The organism is Waterburya agarophytonicola KI4 (genome assembly GCF_020640915.1).
Lineage (GTDB): Bacteria > Cyanobacteriota > Cyanobacteriia > Cyanobacteriales > Xenococcaceae > Waterburya > Waterburya agarophytonicola.
In genome coordinates, this window is record NZ_JADWDC010000001.1 from 95,537 (window position 1) to 111,903 (window position 16,367).

Annotated in this window: 8 protein-coding genes; 3 read left to right on the forward strand and 5 right to left on the reverse strand. The window is 39.9% G+C overall.

The window, feature by feature from the left end; translation table 11 throughout:
- Window positions 1-26 precede the first annotated feature (26 nt).
- The 4 genes from I4641_RS00370 to I4641_RS00385 all read right to left on the reverse strand — a co-directional run bounded on the left by I4641_RS00370 (window position 27) and on the right by I4641_RS00385 (window position 8,544).
- Window positions 27-4,652: a tetratricopeptide repeat protein gene (locus I4641_RS00370; protein WP_229638433.1), complete on the reverse strand. Its 4,626-nt coding sequence runs from the start codon at window positions 4,650-4,652 to the stop codon at window positions 27-29.
- A 354-nt stretch (window positions 4,653-5,006) separates the two neighbouring features.
- The gene (locus tag I4641_RS00375) at window positions 5,007-5,678 is read right to left on the reverse strand and encodes a calcium-binding protein (RefSeq protein WP_229638434.1); all 672 of its coding nucleotides are present in this window, start codon (window positions 5,676-5,678) and stop codon (window positions 5,007-5,009) included.
- 437 nt (window positions 5,679-6,115) lie between these two features.
- Window positions 6,116-6,733 carry a calcium-binding protein gene (locus I4641_RS00380; protein WP_229638435.1) on the reverse strand — a complete coding sequence of 206 codons (618 nt, stop codon included), beginning with the start codon at window positions 6,731-6,733 and terminating at the stop codon, window positions 6,116-6,118.
- Between the two features lie 260 nt (window positions 6,734-6,993).
- A complete protein-coding gene (locus tag I4641_RS00385; RefSeq protein ID WP_369426695.1) occupies window positions 6,994-8,544 on the reverse strand; it encodes a M16 family metallopeptidase in 1,551 nt (516 codons plus the stop codon).
- A 230-nt stretch (window positions 8,545-8,774) separates the two neighbouring features.
- On the opposite strand from I4641_RS00385, the gene I4641_RS00390 reads away from it, so the two are divergent.
- From I4641_RS00390 to I4641_RS00400, 3 genes are all read left to right on the forward strand, one after another.
- Window positions 8,775-9,416, forward strand: a complete 642-nt coding sequence (locus I4641_RS00390; RefSeq protein ID WP_229638437.1) for a TetR/AcrR family transcriptional regulator — start codon at window positions 8,775-8,777, stop codon at window positions 9,414-9,416.
- Window positions 9,417-9,421: 5 nt separating this feature from the next.
- Entirely contained in the window at window positions 9,422-10,930 is a 1,509-nt protein-coding gene (locus tag I4641_RS00395) for a hypothetical protein (protein ID WP_229638438.1), read from the forward strand.
- Between the two features lie 64 nt (window positions 10,931-10,994).
- Complete coding sequence (locus tag I4641_RS00400; RefSeq protein WP_229638439.1) at window positions 10,995-12,476, forward strand: DNA integrity scanning protein DisA nucleotide-binding domain protein; 1,482 nt, start codon at window positions 10,995-10,997, stop codon at window positions 12,474-12,476.
- 6 nt (window positions 12,477-12,482) lie between these two features.
- On the opposite strand, the gene cobN is transcribed toward I4641_RS00400, so the two are convergent.
- Window positions 12,483-16,268, reverse strand: a complete 3,786-nt coding sequence (cobN, locus tag I4641_RS00405) for a cobaltochelatase subunit CobN (protein WP_229638440.1) — start codon at window positions 16,266-16,268, stop codon at window positions 12,483-12,485.
- Between the last annotated feature and the right edge of the window lie 99 nt (window positions 16,269-16,367).

Below are 16,367 nucleotides of genomic sequence, written 5' to 3' on the forward strand. Positions count from 1 at the left end.
TTGTAAAAAATAAGTGCTGCTTCGAGTTAACTAAACTGATTCATCAGTTGAGCTATATTCTTCTGAATTGATTCTGGATAGTAGGATGCAATGGCATTATGGGCATTTTGTTCGATTTGATGCCATAGGTTTTCATCTCGATATAGGCGTAAAATTTGTTCGGCAAAATCACTAGCTGTATTTGCTTCTAAAGCGTCTCTTCCCGATACTAAATTCATCCCTTCCGTACCAATAGCAGTAGATACTATGGGCAAGCCATACTCCAAGCTTTGTCCGATTTTGCCTTTCATTCCCGCACCATAGGTTAAAGGGGCAACAAACACGCGATGGCTGATAAAGTAAGGAGTGACATCTTCAATATAGCCCGTAACATCAACTCGATCGCTCGCCAATTCTCTAACGGCTTCTGAAGGATTATTACCCAACAAAGTAACTTTAATCTCTGGCGACTTTTGCCAAACCAAGGGCATAATTTCTTTACACAACCAGACAACAGCATCGATATTGGGAGTATGGTTATAACCGCCAATAAAGAGCAATCCTTCTCGTTCGTGGAAGTCTTTTTTCTCGCCGATATAAGGATAATGAATATTCGGCACTACTTCCACATGAGGAATTTCTCTCTGATTTAAAATATCTTTTTCTGTGGGGGTGACTGTAATCACGAGATCGGCTTCTTGTGCCATTTTCATTTCTCTTTTTTCCATTCTCACCCATTCTTTAGCTGCTTCAATCGATCTGGGTGCGGGGGATAATTCCCAAGCTCTTTTCATTCTCAGGTAATGTAAATCTATAGTGTCATAGATAACCTTGATACTGGGTTGCTGGCGCATCAGAGAGAGATATTTTTCATTCATCTCAGGACGACAAATCCAGGCAAAATCCAACAGGGGCAATCTGTCTTGAATTTGTTCTAAGATGGGAGTCCCATAACCATCCTGGGTATAGAGTACCTCGATCTGCAAATTCTGCATTTGAGAGGTATAGGGTTCTTCTTTATAACCATTATCCGAGGCAAATATAACGTGATAATTTAGTCGTTTAAATATTTTGAGCAACTCAAACAATCTTCTCGAACCCGATTCGCGATCGTAACAAGGAGGATAAGCATCAATAACTAAAATGCTTTTTTCTCCTAGATATCTACGACAAGCATCAGGTACATTATCTATACCGACGTTTTCTAGGTGACTTGCCAAAGCCATTTGCCACTTTTGCTTAAACTTGGCTGCGTTAATTACCTGATAGCGTTTGATTCCTCCGCCCCCCGTATCCGTACCGCAACTGATTCCTTCGTAGTGAATCACTTCTGATTTGGGTTGATACATCACTTTCAAACCCAGTTTATTGCGGATAGCAAAACACAAGTCGGTGTCTTCATAGTAAGCAGGGGCTAAATCTGCATCAAAACCGCCCAAACTATCAAAAATCTCTTTGGGCACTAATAAACTAGCTGCCGAACAGTAGTCTACAGGGCGAAGATAGTTATATTGAGGATCGTGAGGATTGCCCATTCTGCCATAATTCCATCCAGAAGAATCTTGCCAAACAATACCCCCAGCTTCTTGTAAAGCACCGTTGGGATAAACTAGCTTAGAGCCAACTGCACCAACATTTTCGCCTTCCTCGAAGACTTCAATCAAACTTTCAATACAGTTGGGACGTATTTCTGTATCGTTGTTGAGGAGATAAATATATTTCCCTTTCGATAAAGATGCTCCTTTATTACAGGAATGAAGAAAGCCGAGGTTTTCTTCATTATTAATCAATCTCAATCCTTCTACTTGCTCTAAGACTTCCACCGTATCATCGGTAGAGCAATCGTTGACCACCAAAACTTCGATCGCCAAATTTGATGTAACGTTAGCCACGACAGATTCTAAACATCTAAAAGTGTAATCAATTTTGTTGTAGACGGGAATAATAATCGAAACTGTGGGGGAGTCGCTATAAGGAACAGTTAGTAAACTAGTTTTAGTTTTGGTTGTAGTTTTTTGGGCTTCTTCTCCTGTCAATTTGTTGATGATATCCTGAAAATTAAGTTCGGGATTTTTGACTAAGAAAGCCTCGCTCAACGCCATCGCCAATTCAATATTACGGGGTTGTAACTTTAAACCAGTTTGATAAATAGCGATCGCTTCGTCCAGCTTATTTTGTTTGACTAGAACTTTGCCCAAACCTAGATATAATTCAGGATCTTTTCGATCTAAGGATATTGCTTGATGGTAGGGTTCTGTATTGTCTGGATCTTGTTCGATCTGTTCTTTAGAAAAAGCCAAAGCAGATAAACGAGTTTCCTTAGTGCGTTGGTGGAGTACCCTGCCTAATTTCTGTCGTGGTTCGGGCAAGTCTGGTCGCAGCTTTTGTGCTACAGTATATGCCTCAACTGCTTCATTCCACCGTTCTAATTTGGCTAATGCTTCTCCTAAATTGTAGTGCGACCAAACAAATCCTGGATTTAGCTCAATAGCGCGCTCGAAGTTTAAAATTGCTGCTTGCCACTGTTGGGTTTCCAGCATTACATTGCCCAGATTGTTGTGATGCCAAGAATTATCAGGATTAATGGCGATCGCCTTTTTGTAAGCAACTTCAGCTTCTTGCCATTTCTTTTCCTTAACTAAAGCCTCGCCTAAATTGTGGTATATGTCTGCGTTATTCCCTTCGATTTGGGCTGCTTTTTGATAACAACTGATAGCTGCGGGGAATTGCTTCGTTTCTAGGAAAGCACTACCCAATAAGAAATAACTGCGAGGATTGCGGGAGTCGACTTTTAACGCCTGTTGATAGCAAGCGATCGCACCTTGAGCCTTGCCACTATTTAGTAAGATCATACCCAGTTGCCAATATGCTTCGACTAACCCTGGTTCGAGGGTAATTGCTCGACGATAACAAGCGATCGCTAATTCTGTCTGTTTTTGTTCGAGGAGTTTATTACCCAACAATAAATGATTTTGGGCGGTAACTTTTTCAGGTTCTAAGCTAAATCCCTCGTAAAAAGCTCGATTTGCTTTTACCGTATCCCCAGCTTTGGACAAAGCTTTACCCAAATTTATATAGTATTTTGCTTCGTGGGGAGCAAGTTTAATGGCTTGAAGATAATAAGTAATAGCCGATTCCCACTGTCCATCGAGAAAATAAAGATTGCCCAACTCAATTCGTACTGATGCCGAATCTGGCTGCTGCTTTATCCTTTGGAGATATTGCTGAATTTTTTCTTGTCTAGTAAGACTTTTACCTGGGTTTAACTGAGGTAAAGTTTTTCTGGAGTCATTCCCCACAATACTAGCCTGATTCTGAGGGGAAAGTTGGGGAAGAGGCTTTTGCTTCTTTCCAGACAAAAACTGACGAATCTGTTTTCTAGATCTAGATTGATCTTCTGGATTTTTTACTCCTGTCTGCAAATTAGCCAGGGTTTTATAATAATAAAGGGCTTCTTCCGTCTGTCCGCTTTCCTCTAAAAGTTGCGCCAATCTCACATAAGCATTCAAAAATTCTGGTTCTAAATGAATGCAGTGCTTGTAACAAGCGATCGCTCGTTCTAGTTTGTTCTCTTCCGCTAAATTATGTGCCAAATCGAAATGATTTTTGGCAGATATCAACTCGGGTTTGATTGCCAAGGCTTTGAAAAAGCATTCTTCCGACTTTTCATATTCCCCCAATTCATCCCAAACCTTGGCTATATTGCGATAGGGTGCAGCACAATTAGGATCGATGATGATTGATTTTTGATAGTGTTCAATCGCTTGCTGCCACTTTTTGCTTTTGGCATAAATACTGCCCAAGTTACAGTAAACTTCTGCCATATTCGGTTGCGACTCCAACGCCTTGGCATAAATTCCAATCGCATCAGCGGTATTGCCCGATTGTTGCAAACAATTGCCCCAAATTTTGTAGGCTGTCCCCATGCTAGGGCAAATCCTCAGTGCTTCTTTACAAGCAGCAATACTTTTGTCCCATTGTTTTTGCTCGAAAAAAGCTAAACCTTGTTCGATGTATACTTGAGATATAGCTAAGTTATCCTCTAAAACTATGTCTCCAGCAGGAGAAACTTCTACATTGGGTAGCAAGACAATATCATTCTTCGATCGCAATGATGAATTAATCTGATTCACTTTGGGATTTATATTAACAGGTATGAGGTTTATATGAGAAAAATCAAGAGTTATCGAATCACTAAACTTATTTTCGGTTAACAGCACAGTTGCCGTCTTGGGGGGCGAAATAACATAATTAGTTGTAGTTTTTTTCTCCTCGATAGTTATCTGGGAAACTTTTTGATTTTCCTTTGCTACTTCTCCAACAGTCAAACTCGCAATTTTTGCTTTTTCTGGCTTTGAGTCAGCTAAATTGTTTTCCCCTCTGGTTCTAATTTTTTTCAAAACATTGGCAAGTAATCCATAGGCTTTAGAACATTCTGGATGAGACTTAATTGCCGAGCGATAATGAAATGCTGCTAGTTCCAGTTTTCCGACTTTTTCTGATTTTAAACCTTGCCAAACTTCATTTTCAGCCTTTTCAACACTAGCTATCTGTTCCCCAGTCAGTTCGTCTTTAGATTTACCACCAAGACCAAAACTAGAAGAAATTGCTGCCTCAAACTTAGGGCTAGTATTGTTACTTTTCCCTGATAGGTCGAAAATGTTTGGGATCATCTTAATAATAAATCGGTTGGAAATTAGGTAACTAAATTTACTTTTAATGAAAAAAAGATAGTCCTGGAAAACAGATTAAATCGATACTCAAATAGTAATCGCCACAATCTTGCCCGTCCCTTGAGATAAAAGGTATAAGGTCTTACTTTCTAGAGGGAATTTTGTAATGCGGGTTACATTATGACTATTTATATTAACCTTTCAATACAATTGTTTAAACAATAACATATATTGGCAAATTTGCTAAAAAAAACTGAGCTTAGTCAAACCTTAAGTTTGCTAAGACTCAGTAGAGAAATAAAGTATTATTTTGTAATTTACCTACATTTAATAGTGCAGTAAAAAATACTTATATTACATGATCTCAAAATCACCACTTTCATTAAATTCCATGTTCATTTCAGTGGAATTACTGACATCTTTTAAGCTAATAACTGCATCGCCATCAAGCATTATAAAACCATTGTTAGCATCAAAAGTTACATCATTGCTATCGCTCATTCCTGTAATCACAATTTTGTCTTCTCCTACTTCAAAATCACCAACCAGGTTGATAAATCGAGCATCTAGATCTTCGATGGCAAACTCAAATACATCCATTCCAGCATCGCCGAATAGGACATCGTTACCTTCTCCTCCATTGATAGTATCGTTGCCTTTGCCGCCAAACACAGTATCATCGCCATCTCCAGAGAAAATAAGATCGGCTCCGTTTCCTCCGAAAATTACGTCATTACCTTCTCCTGAGACGATAATATCTGCACCTTTTTCACCAAAGATCAAGTCTTTACCACCGCCACCTAAAACACTATCGTCACCCATGCCAGCATCAATCAAATCATCACCCATGCCAGCATCAATCAAATCATCGCCCTTACCAGCATCAATTAAATCCCCTGCACCACGGGCATCAATTAGATCTCCAAGATTGCTACCATTAAAGGCATTGAATCCATCTGTACCGATCATTCTTAAGCCGTCGCCGTCAAATTCTGAAACGTTTATTGAATCTATGACTGAAGACATAATACCAAATTACTCCCTACCAAATTTACTGACTCTTTTATATTTCCTTTATTATTTTTTGCCAATAAATTGGTTTAATACTTTTGTATTAATATGCTGCAATTATTTGATCGCCGTAAGATGCTACGATTCTTAATTCAAGTGCTTTTCAGGTTTTATTTGAGGGGAGTTAATGGGAATTTTAAAGGTATTAAAAAAAAATAAAGTTTATTTCTAGAATGTTCTATTTGTAGCGTACATCACAATACTATGTCAGGTATAGCAATTCAACTGCGAATTTCAATAATTGCAGTTGAATATTAGGGCGTCTGGTCAATTTCAAAAAAATGCTTTTATCTGGCCCATCAAAGCATAATCATAAATAAAAATTTAAAGATAGACTGCATCATGGCAGCCCAAACTACATATTGGCGATCGCTAATTTAAAAACTAACAATCTAGATGATTTCGTAATCTCCGTCCTCATTTTCTTCTATTTTAGGATCGCGGAAATTATCGACTAAATTCAGGTCAATGACACTGTTGCCATTAACTACGATACTGTTGCTTGAAGGATCGAATGCAACTGTATCTCCAGCACCCAAACCATCAATCACAATCTTATCCTGACCGACGTGGAAATCACTAATCAAATCTACTTCTCCAGCAGCAAAATCTTCGATGTCGAAAAGAAAAACATCTTGACCTCCGCCACCAAACATTGTATCCGAGCCAGCACCGCCATCAATAGTGTCTTTTCCTTTTCCTCCACTGATGAAGTCGTCTCCTTCTGCACCATGAATGCAATCGTCGCCAAATTGACCAAAAATGGTATCGTTCCCGCTACCTGCTTCAACAACGTCATTACCGAATCCGCCAAAAATCAGATCGTCTCCTGCTCCTCCAACAATACTATCGTCTCCTCCTCCCGCTCGAATAACATCATCTCCTCCATAAGCAATAAACAAATCGCTTCCTCCAGTTCCTCGCAGTACATCATTGCCCTCTGTACCTTCGATCAATAAGCCATCGCCATCAAAAGCAGATATATCTATTTTACCAATTACTGTAGACACTATGCCCAACTCCTAATACCAAAATAACTGCTTTACTTATACTACGTTTCAAGTTTTTTTGCTATTTATACCTATAGCACTTTTGAACTATTTTAATTTCTTCAGAGTTCAACATACGTTTTTAGGTATAGAACAACACTATGCCGTGGGCAAAAACTAATTGCTTATACTTAGGTTATCGGAAATCTTCAAAGCCCTATGTGCCAGGAATTACATAAAAGCGGTTATTTTGCTGGAAAAATCTTTATTATTTTTTAAGGTCAATTAGAAGATAATAATCTGCCGATAGTTCTGTTTTCCTGAGTAAAGGTAATGTTAGCGACTCGTTGAATGTCACCTGGGGTAATGGTTTCGAGCTTAGTTAATTCATTAAAAATGTTGTGCCAGTCGCCAGTTTTAGCATCATATTCTGCTAGTATCTGTGCCATACCCATATTAGAATCGAGAGTTCTTAATAAACCTGCTTTTAACTGAGTTTTGACTCGTTCTAACTCCCCTGGTTGGATGGGTTCGGTTTTGAGGCGATCGATTTCCGTTCTTAAAGCGACCGCCAGATCGTCAATACTAGTACCAGGAGAAGTAAGGGCATAAACCAATATCAGGCTGGGATACTTATCTCCAGGGAAACCACTAAAACCCTGGGCTGAAAGAGCGACTTGTTTTTCCTCGACTAAGGAGCGATAAAGACGAGATGTTCTACCGCTGCTAAGGAGTTCGGAAATAACTTCATAAACGGGATAGTCGGGATGACTCAATGCAGGGATATGATAGCCTTCGAGATACCAGGGTTGAGAAGGGAACTTCAGAGTTACTTCCCTCGTTTCAGTTTGAGGGGGTTCGGGTTTGTCGACAGCCGACGGTTGGGGTTGAGCTTGGAATCGTCCAAAATAAGTCTGGGCTAGCTGTTGCACTTGTTCGGGATCGACATCTCCCGCGATCGCTATAGTTAAGTTATTGGGTGCATAATAAGCCTGAAAAAACTTTTGAACATCATCCCTTGAAAGGCTTTCGATGTCTGCTTGATAGCCAATAACCGGTCTTTTGTAGGGGTGGGCGGTGTAGGCTGTATCTAAAAATTCCTCAATCATTTTGCCAATAGGAGAATTATCCGTCCGCATCCGTCTTTCTTCTAAAATCACTTGTTTTTCTGGATAAAACTCGCGAAATACAGGTTGCAAGAATCTCTCTGACTCTAAAGACATCCATAACTCTAATTTATTGGCAGGAAAACTATAAAAATAGCTAGTGTAGTCAGCAGAAGTTGCTGCATTCAAACCAACTCCCCCCGCCGTATCGACAATATTGCCATATTCGTTTTGCTTGACATATTTACTCGCAGCAGATTGAGTTGCGACAAATTTATCGGATAGCTTGGCTATTTTCCTCTCGTCTCCCGACTTTTGAGCTTCTTGAAGATCGGCAAATAAACGATCTAACTGATTTAATTGTTTCGCTTCGGCACGATAATTAGTAGTGCCAATTTGTTGAGTACCTTTAAAGGCTAAATGCTCCAGAAAGTGAGCGACACCAGTTTTGCCATCAGGCTCGTCTACACCACCAACATTAGCGTAGGTAACAAAAGAGATTATAGGTGCATCGTGGTTTTCCAAAACAATAAATTTCAGACCATTATCTAGAGTAAATTCGGTAATTTGCTCCTGTACTCGATCTAGATAGGGTTGAATAGAAGACTTTGCTTGACTGTCTTGGGGTGCTGCCAAAGCAACCAAACTTGAAAAGTTCCAAAACAAACAAGCTACTAGTACTATAGTTAGCCAACGCATTTTTGCGAAACAGCCCTTGCTTCTCATCGTCGAGGGCGCGATCGCCAATTTTCGACTATCTTGGATGAATAATCTGTTCAATTTGCTAGACTCCATCAAATATCCCCAGAAATTTCTCACTCTTTGCCTTCTATATAATCATTGCGGTTATATTCTACTCATATAATTGAAGCGCGGGTACACGAGAATTAATATTAATCGAACGAAATTGCTATATCATGAATCCCACTATAGTTTTTAATTAATTACCAAAGCCCATGCAAGTTTTTTCTCAGCAAGCCTGGAGAGAGATGCGTAAGACTCCTCAAACAGAAGAAGATACGCGCACTAAAATTTTACAGGCAGCACTGAAACTATTTGCAAGACAAGGTTACGATGGCACGAGTACCAAAGATTTAGCCAAATCCGCTAAGGTGGCAGAAGGTACTTTGTTCCGTCATTTCGCTAGCAAAAAAGCTATTTTAGTCGAGGTTGCTACGGCAGGATGGGTTGATATTCTCACGGATTTATTAACAGAATTGAGTGAAATGGGCAGCTACAAAGCAGTGTCTCAAGTAATGCGTCGCCGAATGATCAATATGCGGAAAAACGGCGATTTGATGCGAGTTTGTTTTATTGAAGCGCAATATCATCCCGAACTCAAAGAAACTATTCAAGCTGAAGTAATTAATAAGATGACGGATGTAGCAGAAGCCTTTTTTGAAACGGCGATGTCTAAAGGAATTTATCGTCAAATGAACCCCAAAATAGTGGCAAAAGTCTTTCTGGGTATATTTGCGATCGCAGGTTTTTCTGAAGAAACTATTATCGATCCAGACGCATCTCCCCAGGCTATGCAAGAAATGGCAGAAGGTATTTCTGATATCTTTTTAAGAGGTGTTCTGAATGACGAACAATAAATGAAATGACTATAGTACCAAGATCTTATAAGAGAACGAGAAAATATCGACCGAATATTTGGTTCGAGAAATTGATGGCTTTGGTGGCAGTAATTAATTTAATTATTGTCGGTTTCGATCTTAGTTATGTCCCTCTAAGAGATTTTTGGCTATCTGGTCAAGTTACCATAGGAGGAATTAAGTCGGCATATATTAAACTCGATGGTGTTAAGTTGGATTTAATTTCTGAAGACGTTTCTCGCTTTATTACTCAATATGATGCGGTTAAAGGGATAATTCCCAATCGAGATACAGAAGAATATCTCGACAAAGTAGCACAATTACGGGCAGAATTAACCGTTAACGGGGTTGATACCCCTGTAGCGCAAAATCTTTTTGGCGATATTCGTCGTCGCAGTATTGAAATTGTGCAAACGGATGCTTTTTCCGAAGCCAACAAAACGGGAAACCTCGAAAGAATCAAAAACAGAATGCGATCGCATTTGCCCAATAAGGATAATTCAGCCAAGACAGCATTTTGGCAATATTGGACGGTAAAAAATTTTCAAGGAAAAGTCACTCCAGAATTAGAATTCTTCGATCGCGAAATCAAACCTCTATTTGAAACTAATTACTACCGCGTCGTTGGTGAAAATGGCGGATATGTTGACTATTTCGGTTTTATTGATTTTCCCTTTGGCATATTTTTTGCTGTAGAATTTTTGGGACGTACTTGGTTAATTAGTCGTCGTCATATTAATATAAGCTGGTTAGATGCCATGCTATGGCGATGGTACGATTTCTTTTTCTTTATTCCTGGTTGGCGATGGTTGAGAGTCATTCCCGTCACGGTGCGTTTGAATCAAGCACAAATTATCAATCTCAATTCAATTCAGAAACAACTCAGTCAAGGTTTGGTAGCGGGAATTGCCGAAGATATTACCGAAGTAGTTATTATTCGCTTAATTAATCAAATACAAAGTTCGATCCGTAATGGAGATATCAGTCGGTTGCTATCCCAACAAACAGCCAACCCTTATGTTGATATCAACAATACCAACGAGACGGCGGAGATAATTAGAATTTTGGCTAAGGTAATTGCCGATCGCGTCTTACCCGCCATTCAACCAGAAGCAGAAAGTCTACTACAATACAGTGTAGATAAAGCTATTCGAGAAAGTCCAGCCTATCGGGGAATCAAACTCTTACCAGGAGGCGATCGCACTATTATTAATTTGAGCAATCAATTAATATCACAAACTTACAGTGCCTTTAGCAGTACTCTACAAGCAGCATTAGCCGAAGACGAACAATTCGATCGCTTGCTAGAAAGCTTAGTGAGTAACTTAGGAAGTAGCCTTTCTAATGAACTACAGGCACAACAAAGCATGAATAAAATAGAATTATTATTAATTGACTTATTAGAAGAAATAAAAATCAATTATGTCGAACGTCTTTCTCAAGAAGATATTGAAGACATCCTCGAACAAACTCGCAGCTTGCGGAACATTTCTCACAAATCCCCTGAATATTAAATAAGAAGGGGCGAACGGCTGTTCCGCCCTTACATAAGTAACAAGTAATTTCATTTATTGATAAATGTCGATCTGGCAATGGCAATATTCTTTTATCGATGCAGTTGAAAATCTTCTCAAACAAATATTCCAGACTTTAGAATTATCAACAGTATCCTATACATTTGCGATCGCTATTCCTCTATCTGGTAACGATCTGGGGGACATTGTTTTACATAGATCGGATTGTGGATTTATCCCCCATGACTTTAAAGGAGTTTTCGCGGAAGCCCAAGATAACTTTGACAACGATCCAGAACAACTATTCTTTATGAGTGCAGATAGTCTCGATCGCGCCCACAAAGACTCTCTTTATCCCAAAGCTTTACGCAATGCTATTCGATCTATCCTCAGCAATCATGACGACAAAAGACAGCAAACTTCTTTTTGTAGTTTCCCCGTCAAAAAAAATAACCACTGGATAATCACAGTCATTCAACTCGATCGTCCAAGTTTCGATCGCCAATATCGCTTAACCAAACAAGAACATGAAATTCCTTCTATGCGGAAGCGCAGAATCGATCGCTGTTTTTTAGAAGCAATTGTCTATCGCGTCTTAAAAGAAAGCGAGAACGAACTACAAAAATCATCAGAGAGTAACACCAGATCTTTAGTCAATTGCGAGCGAGTCATCGAAGATGCAGCATCTAGTTTGCTTCAATCTATCGAAGTACATATTAGCAAATTAAACAAAATAGACTTATTATCTTTTGCCAATGCGATCGCAGCAGAGCGTTATGAAGGTGCAGTCAGTGAAGGTAGACTGATTATCTGTCAAACCAATCATCCCGATATTTTTGCCAAAGTTAAATTAAAAACTCCCATCGATATCTACAACTATCGAGGAATCAGAAAGCTTTTAGAAGTCTCGGGCAATCAAATGGCTTTGCTATGCGATATTGAAAGCGTATGGGGTTTGGGAATTCCCCTCGATACCTATCAACCCAGTCAAGAAAACCTCTTTGAAATTAGATTTTCCGAACACTACACTTGGGAATTAGTTCATGCAGAGAATATCATGCTGCGGGTTGAATACCGACAACCCAGACTCCCCCGATCTCGTTTTGACAAACAACTATTTTGCGATCGCATACGCCAACTCTTTGAAGTCAACCGAGAAACAGCTAATAGGCTGATCGCAGCGGTAGAAGCAGCGGTCAAACAACGTCACGGTACCATGTTAGTTATCACCCCCGAAGCTCAACAAGAAACAATCAGACTAGCTGCTCAAAGTACTGTCATAGAGCCTGTGGTTATTACCAAAGAGATTATTTCCCATGTATCTAGCGTCGATGGGGCAATTTTGATTTCACCCAATGGAATAATTCATGCTTTTGGGGTAATTCTTGACGGTAAAATTACTAAAAATGGTAGTTCCACTAGAGGAGCGAGATACAACTCCGCCATACGCTATGTAGATGGTGAAAGAAGCCGTCAAGTTAACTGTTTGGCTTTAATTGTCTCCGAAGATGGTTATGTCGATCTTTATCCTCCTCTTAAACAATAATTGATTTCATATTTCCTCAATTTCTCCTTCTGCTTGGTTGGCGATCGCTTTTAAGTCATCTATTATCTGAGAATCGACATTTTGCCATAATCCTCTTTGATGGGCTTCTAAGAGTCTTTCGGACATATCCCGCAACGCCCAAGGGTTTTTATGCTGAATAAATTCTTGTACCTCGGGGTCAAAGATATAAGCCTGGGCTACCCCTTGATACATATAATCTGCCACGCAATTAGCCGTAGCATCGTAAGCAAACAAATAATCTACCGTTGCTGCCATTTCAAACGCTCCTTTATAACCGTGACGCATTACCCCTTTAATCCATTTGGGATTGACTACTCGCGATCGATATACCCTGGCTATTTCTTCGGTTAACTTCCGCACTCTGGGGTTAGCTGGTTGGGAATTGTCGCCAAAATATACTTCGGGGTTTTTCCCCGTCAAACTGCGCACCGCAGCCGTCATTCCTCCCTGAAATTGATAATAATCATCAGAATCTAGAAGATCGTGTTCGCGGTTATCTTGATTGTGCAAAACTATCTGTAGCTGTTTTAAACGACGTTGAAAAGATTCTGGTACGGCATAACCTCGACCAGTACTATCATAAGCATAGGAACTCCAGTTAAGATAAGCTCTCGCTAAATCTGCGTCACTCTGCCAATTTTGGGCTTCAATTAACCCTTGTATCCCCGCACCGTATGCCCCTGGTTTGGAACCAAATATACGATAACTGGCTTTCTTTTGGGCTGTTTCGGGGTCTATCCCCCGATCTTCTAGTAGCTGCTGTTCTATTCGTACCGCAGCAGATAACGGATTTACTTCCGCTGATTCTGGTAAATTTGCCACGGCTTGGGTTACTTTATTTAATAAGTTAATTATGTTGGGGAAAGAGTCTCTAAAAAACCCCGATATCCTTACCGTCACATCAACGCGGGGACGATTTAAGAGGGAGGCGGGCAATACTTCAAAATCAATCACGCGACGGGAAATACCATCCCAAACTGGTCTAACTCCCATCAGTGCCATAACTTGAGCAATATCATCTCCTCCCGTACGCATAGTAGATGTACCCCAGATCGAAATAGCTAAAGATTGAGGGTATTCACCATTTTCTTGGGTATAGCGTTCGATTACTGCTTGTGCAGCCTTGCTGCCTACTTCCCAAGCTGTTTCTGTCGGAATTCCTCGGATATCCACCGAGTAAAAATTACGTCCCGTGGGTAATACTTCTGGTCTACCCCTAGTAGGCGCGCCCGATCCCCCACTGGGTATATATTCACCGTTTAAGGCTTTAATTAAATTGATTATTTCGCGATCGCTTTTGATTAAATTGGGCAATAAAGTGTTTTGTATCCATTGGATTTGATTTTTAAGTAAAGGGGAAAGGGCAAAGGGAAAAGGGGAAGGGCTATTGATTACTTTGTCTACTAATTCAATAGCAATTTCTTCTAATATTGCGATCGCATCTCCTTTATTTCGGGCTTTTTGCAACTGCTGTCTATAACCATCTCCCCAATTTCCTTGTCTCCCAGTTGTCTTGTTCCCCAGTCGCCCTATCTCTCCATCAAAACCTAATAAAGGATCGAAATCTAAACCAAAATCTTTGGCGATGGCTTGGGTAATACCAATGCGATCGTAACTAGGAGAACGGGCGATCGCAATAATTAAATCTCGTAATTGTTCTTTTTGGGGACATTGACCAAAAATATGCAAGCCGTCTCTTATCTGGGCTTCTTTTAGTTCGCAGAGATAGCCATCAGCTACTGACAAAAATTGAGCTAAAGATAGAGTATCATGGGGTTGTATGCCAAGATCTTCGTCCAGATTTTCTTGTTTGACTAATTGGGTAATGCGATCGCTGATAATAGCCAATCTTGTCGGATCTAAACTCTGGGCTTCGTAATATTCATCGATTAATGCCTCTAATTTTTCCAACCCATCATACAATTCCGCACGAGTCAGAGGGGGAGTCAGGTGATCGATAATTATCGCTTGCGATCGCCTTTTTGCTTGAGATCCTTCCCCTGGATCGTTAACAATAAAAGGGTAGATATTGGGAATAGCTTGCAATGCCACTTCAGGATAGCAACTATTAGATAAAGCCAAACTCTTGCCTGGTAGCCATTCTAAGTTACCGTGTTTGCCCACATGAACGATCGCCTGTACCCCAAAACAATTCCGCAACCAATGATAGTAAGCTAAATACTCGTGGGTAGGTTCGAGATCGGGGGCGTGATAATTTAAACTCGGATCGCGATCGTATCCTCGGGATGGTTGTATCCCTACAAACACATTCCCCAACTGTATTCCAGGAATTTTAATATGGGAGGATGAATCACCCTTCGACCCAATCTCACCCCATCTCTCCGTAATACCTTGCTGCACAATATTCGGTAATGTCTGCCAATATTGCTGATATTCTTCAATGGATAAACTCTGGTAACTGGGACGACTCATATAACTTTCAGGATCGTTGGTAATACCCCCAGTCAAGCGTCGAATCAATTCATCTCCTGTTGCGGGCAGATCCGTAACGGTATAGCCTCCTTGCTGTAAAGCTTCGAGGATTTTAATACAGCTTGCAGGAGTATCCAAACCCACCCCGTTAGCAATTCTCCCATCTTTATTGGGATAGTTCGCCAAAATCAACGCCACTTTTTTATCTTGATTGGCAGTATTCGCCAGGTTTGCCCAATTTTTTGCCACCTCTGCCACAAAATTAATGCGATCGCTTTGGGGTTGATAAACAACGACATTGGTTTCTAGTTGTTCGTTCCAAGTTTGTACCGATTTAAAAGAAATAGCGCGGGTAATAATCCTACCATCCACTTCTGGTAGTGCCACATTCATCGCTACATCTCTGGGCATCAATCCTGGTAAACTAGACGACCATTGTTCTAGAGTACTGCTACTTAGAATTACCTGCAAGATCGGAATATTTAACCGTTGCCAAAATTCTAGGTTCGGTGATTCGCTAATTTTAGCCAAAGAAAAACTAGTACTATTGAATAGTACTTTAATCGGTTTTTCTTGTAGTAAAACTAATAATTGTTGCTGTATTTCTATATTTCTTAACGAAGAGACAAATATAGGAATTGGGGTCAGATTTTTAGCTACTATAGATTGACATAAGCAATCAATTGGTAGGGTATTACCCGCCAAGTAATGAGAGCGGTAAAAAAGTATCCCACAGCTAAGGCGATCGCCGTTCTGGATATTTTTTGCAGTCCCATGGGTTTGCTTTTGCCATTGATAAAACCCTAATTCTGGGACAGATTTTGGTGCTGGTGGCTGGTAGTTTGTGTGCAAACAAATATCACTAATAAACTGCAAAGCATTAGCAAAATTTTCTCTTCCCCCTTCAATTAAATAACGCCATAATTGATTTACTACTGACAATGAAACTGTAGAATGACTAATTAGATCGAGATCGGGGGCAAGATCTCCTGGTAATACAAATAAATCTATCTTGTTGATTTCGATAATTTCTTTGATTCTTTCTAATCCATAGTTCCAATAAGTGCTTCCACCAAGCAAACGTAGGACAATTACTTGTGCTTTTGATAATACTGTCTCTACATATTCATCAATACTTAATTGCTGTTGTAAATTTAACAGATTAACTACTCGAATATCGGCAAAACTTTCCTCTAACAAAGAACGGGCTGAAGCAATAGTTTGAATGTCAGTATCTGCATAAGTAAGGAACACAATAGGTGCAGGAGATTGAGAAACGAAAATTACTCCCTCTGTGTTGGGATTCCAGCCTCCTGGGAGAGCAGCTAATTTATGCATAATTATTATGTATCTAATCTTGAGAAATAGTTACGGTTTAGATTAAGAGTCAAAAAATGAGCCAAGCTAGGTAAAAAGAAGTAAAAAATATATTATTTT

Bases quoted from the DNA above. Each gene is read 5' to 3' on its own strand.
- I4641_RS00395 (WP_229638438.1), top strand. From the start codon at position 9,422: ATGACTATAGTACCAAGATCTTATAAGAGAACGAGAAAATATCGACCG.
- cobN (WP_229638440.1), bottom strand. From the start codon at position 16,268: ATGCATAAATTAGCTGCTCTCCCAGGAGGCTGGAATCCCAACACAGAG.
- I4641_RS00375 (WP_229638434.1), bottom strand. From the start codon at position 5,678: ATGTCTTCAGTCATAGATTCAATAAACGTTTCAGAATTTGACGGCGAC.
- I4641_RS00400 (WP_229638439.1), top strand. From the start codon at position 10,995: ATGTCGATCTGGCAATGGCAATATTCTTTTATCGATGCAGTTGAAAAT.
- I4641_RS00370 (WP_229638433.1), bottom strand. From the start codon at position 4,652: ATGATCCCAAACATTTTCGACCTATCAGGGAAAAGTAACAATACTAGC.
- I4641_RS00385 (WP_369426695.1), bottom strand. From the start codon at position 8,544: ATGAGAAGCAAGGGCTGTTTCGCAAAAATGCGTTGGCTAACTATAGTA.
- I4641_RS00390 (WP_229638437.1), top strand. From the start codon at position 8,775: ATGCAAGTTTTTTCTCAGCAAGCCTGGAGAGAGATGCGTAAGACTCCT.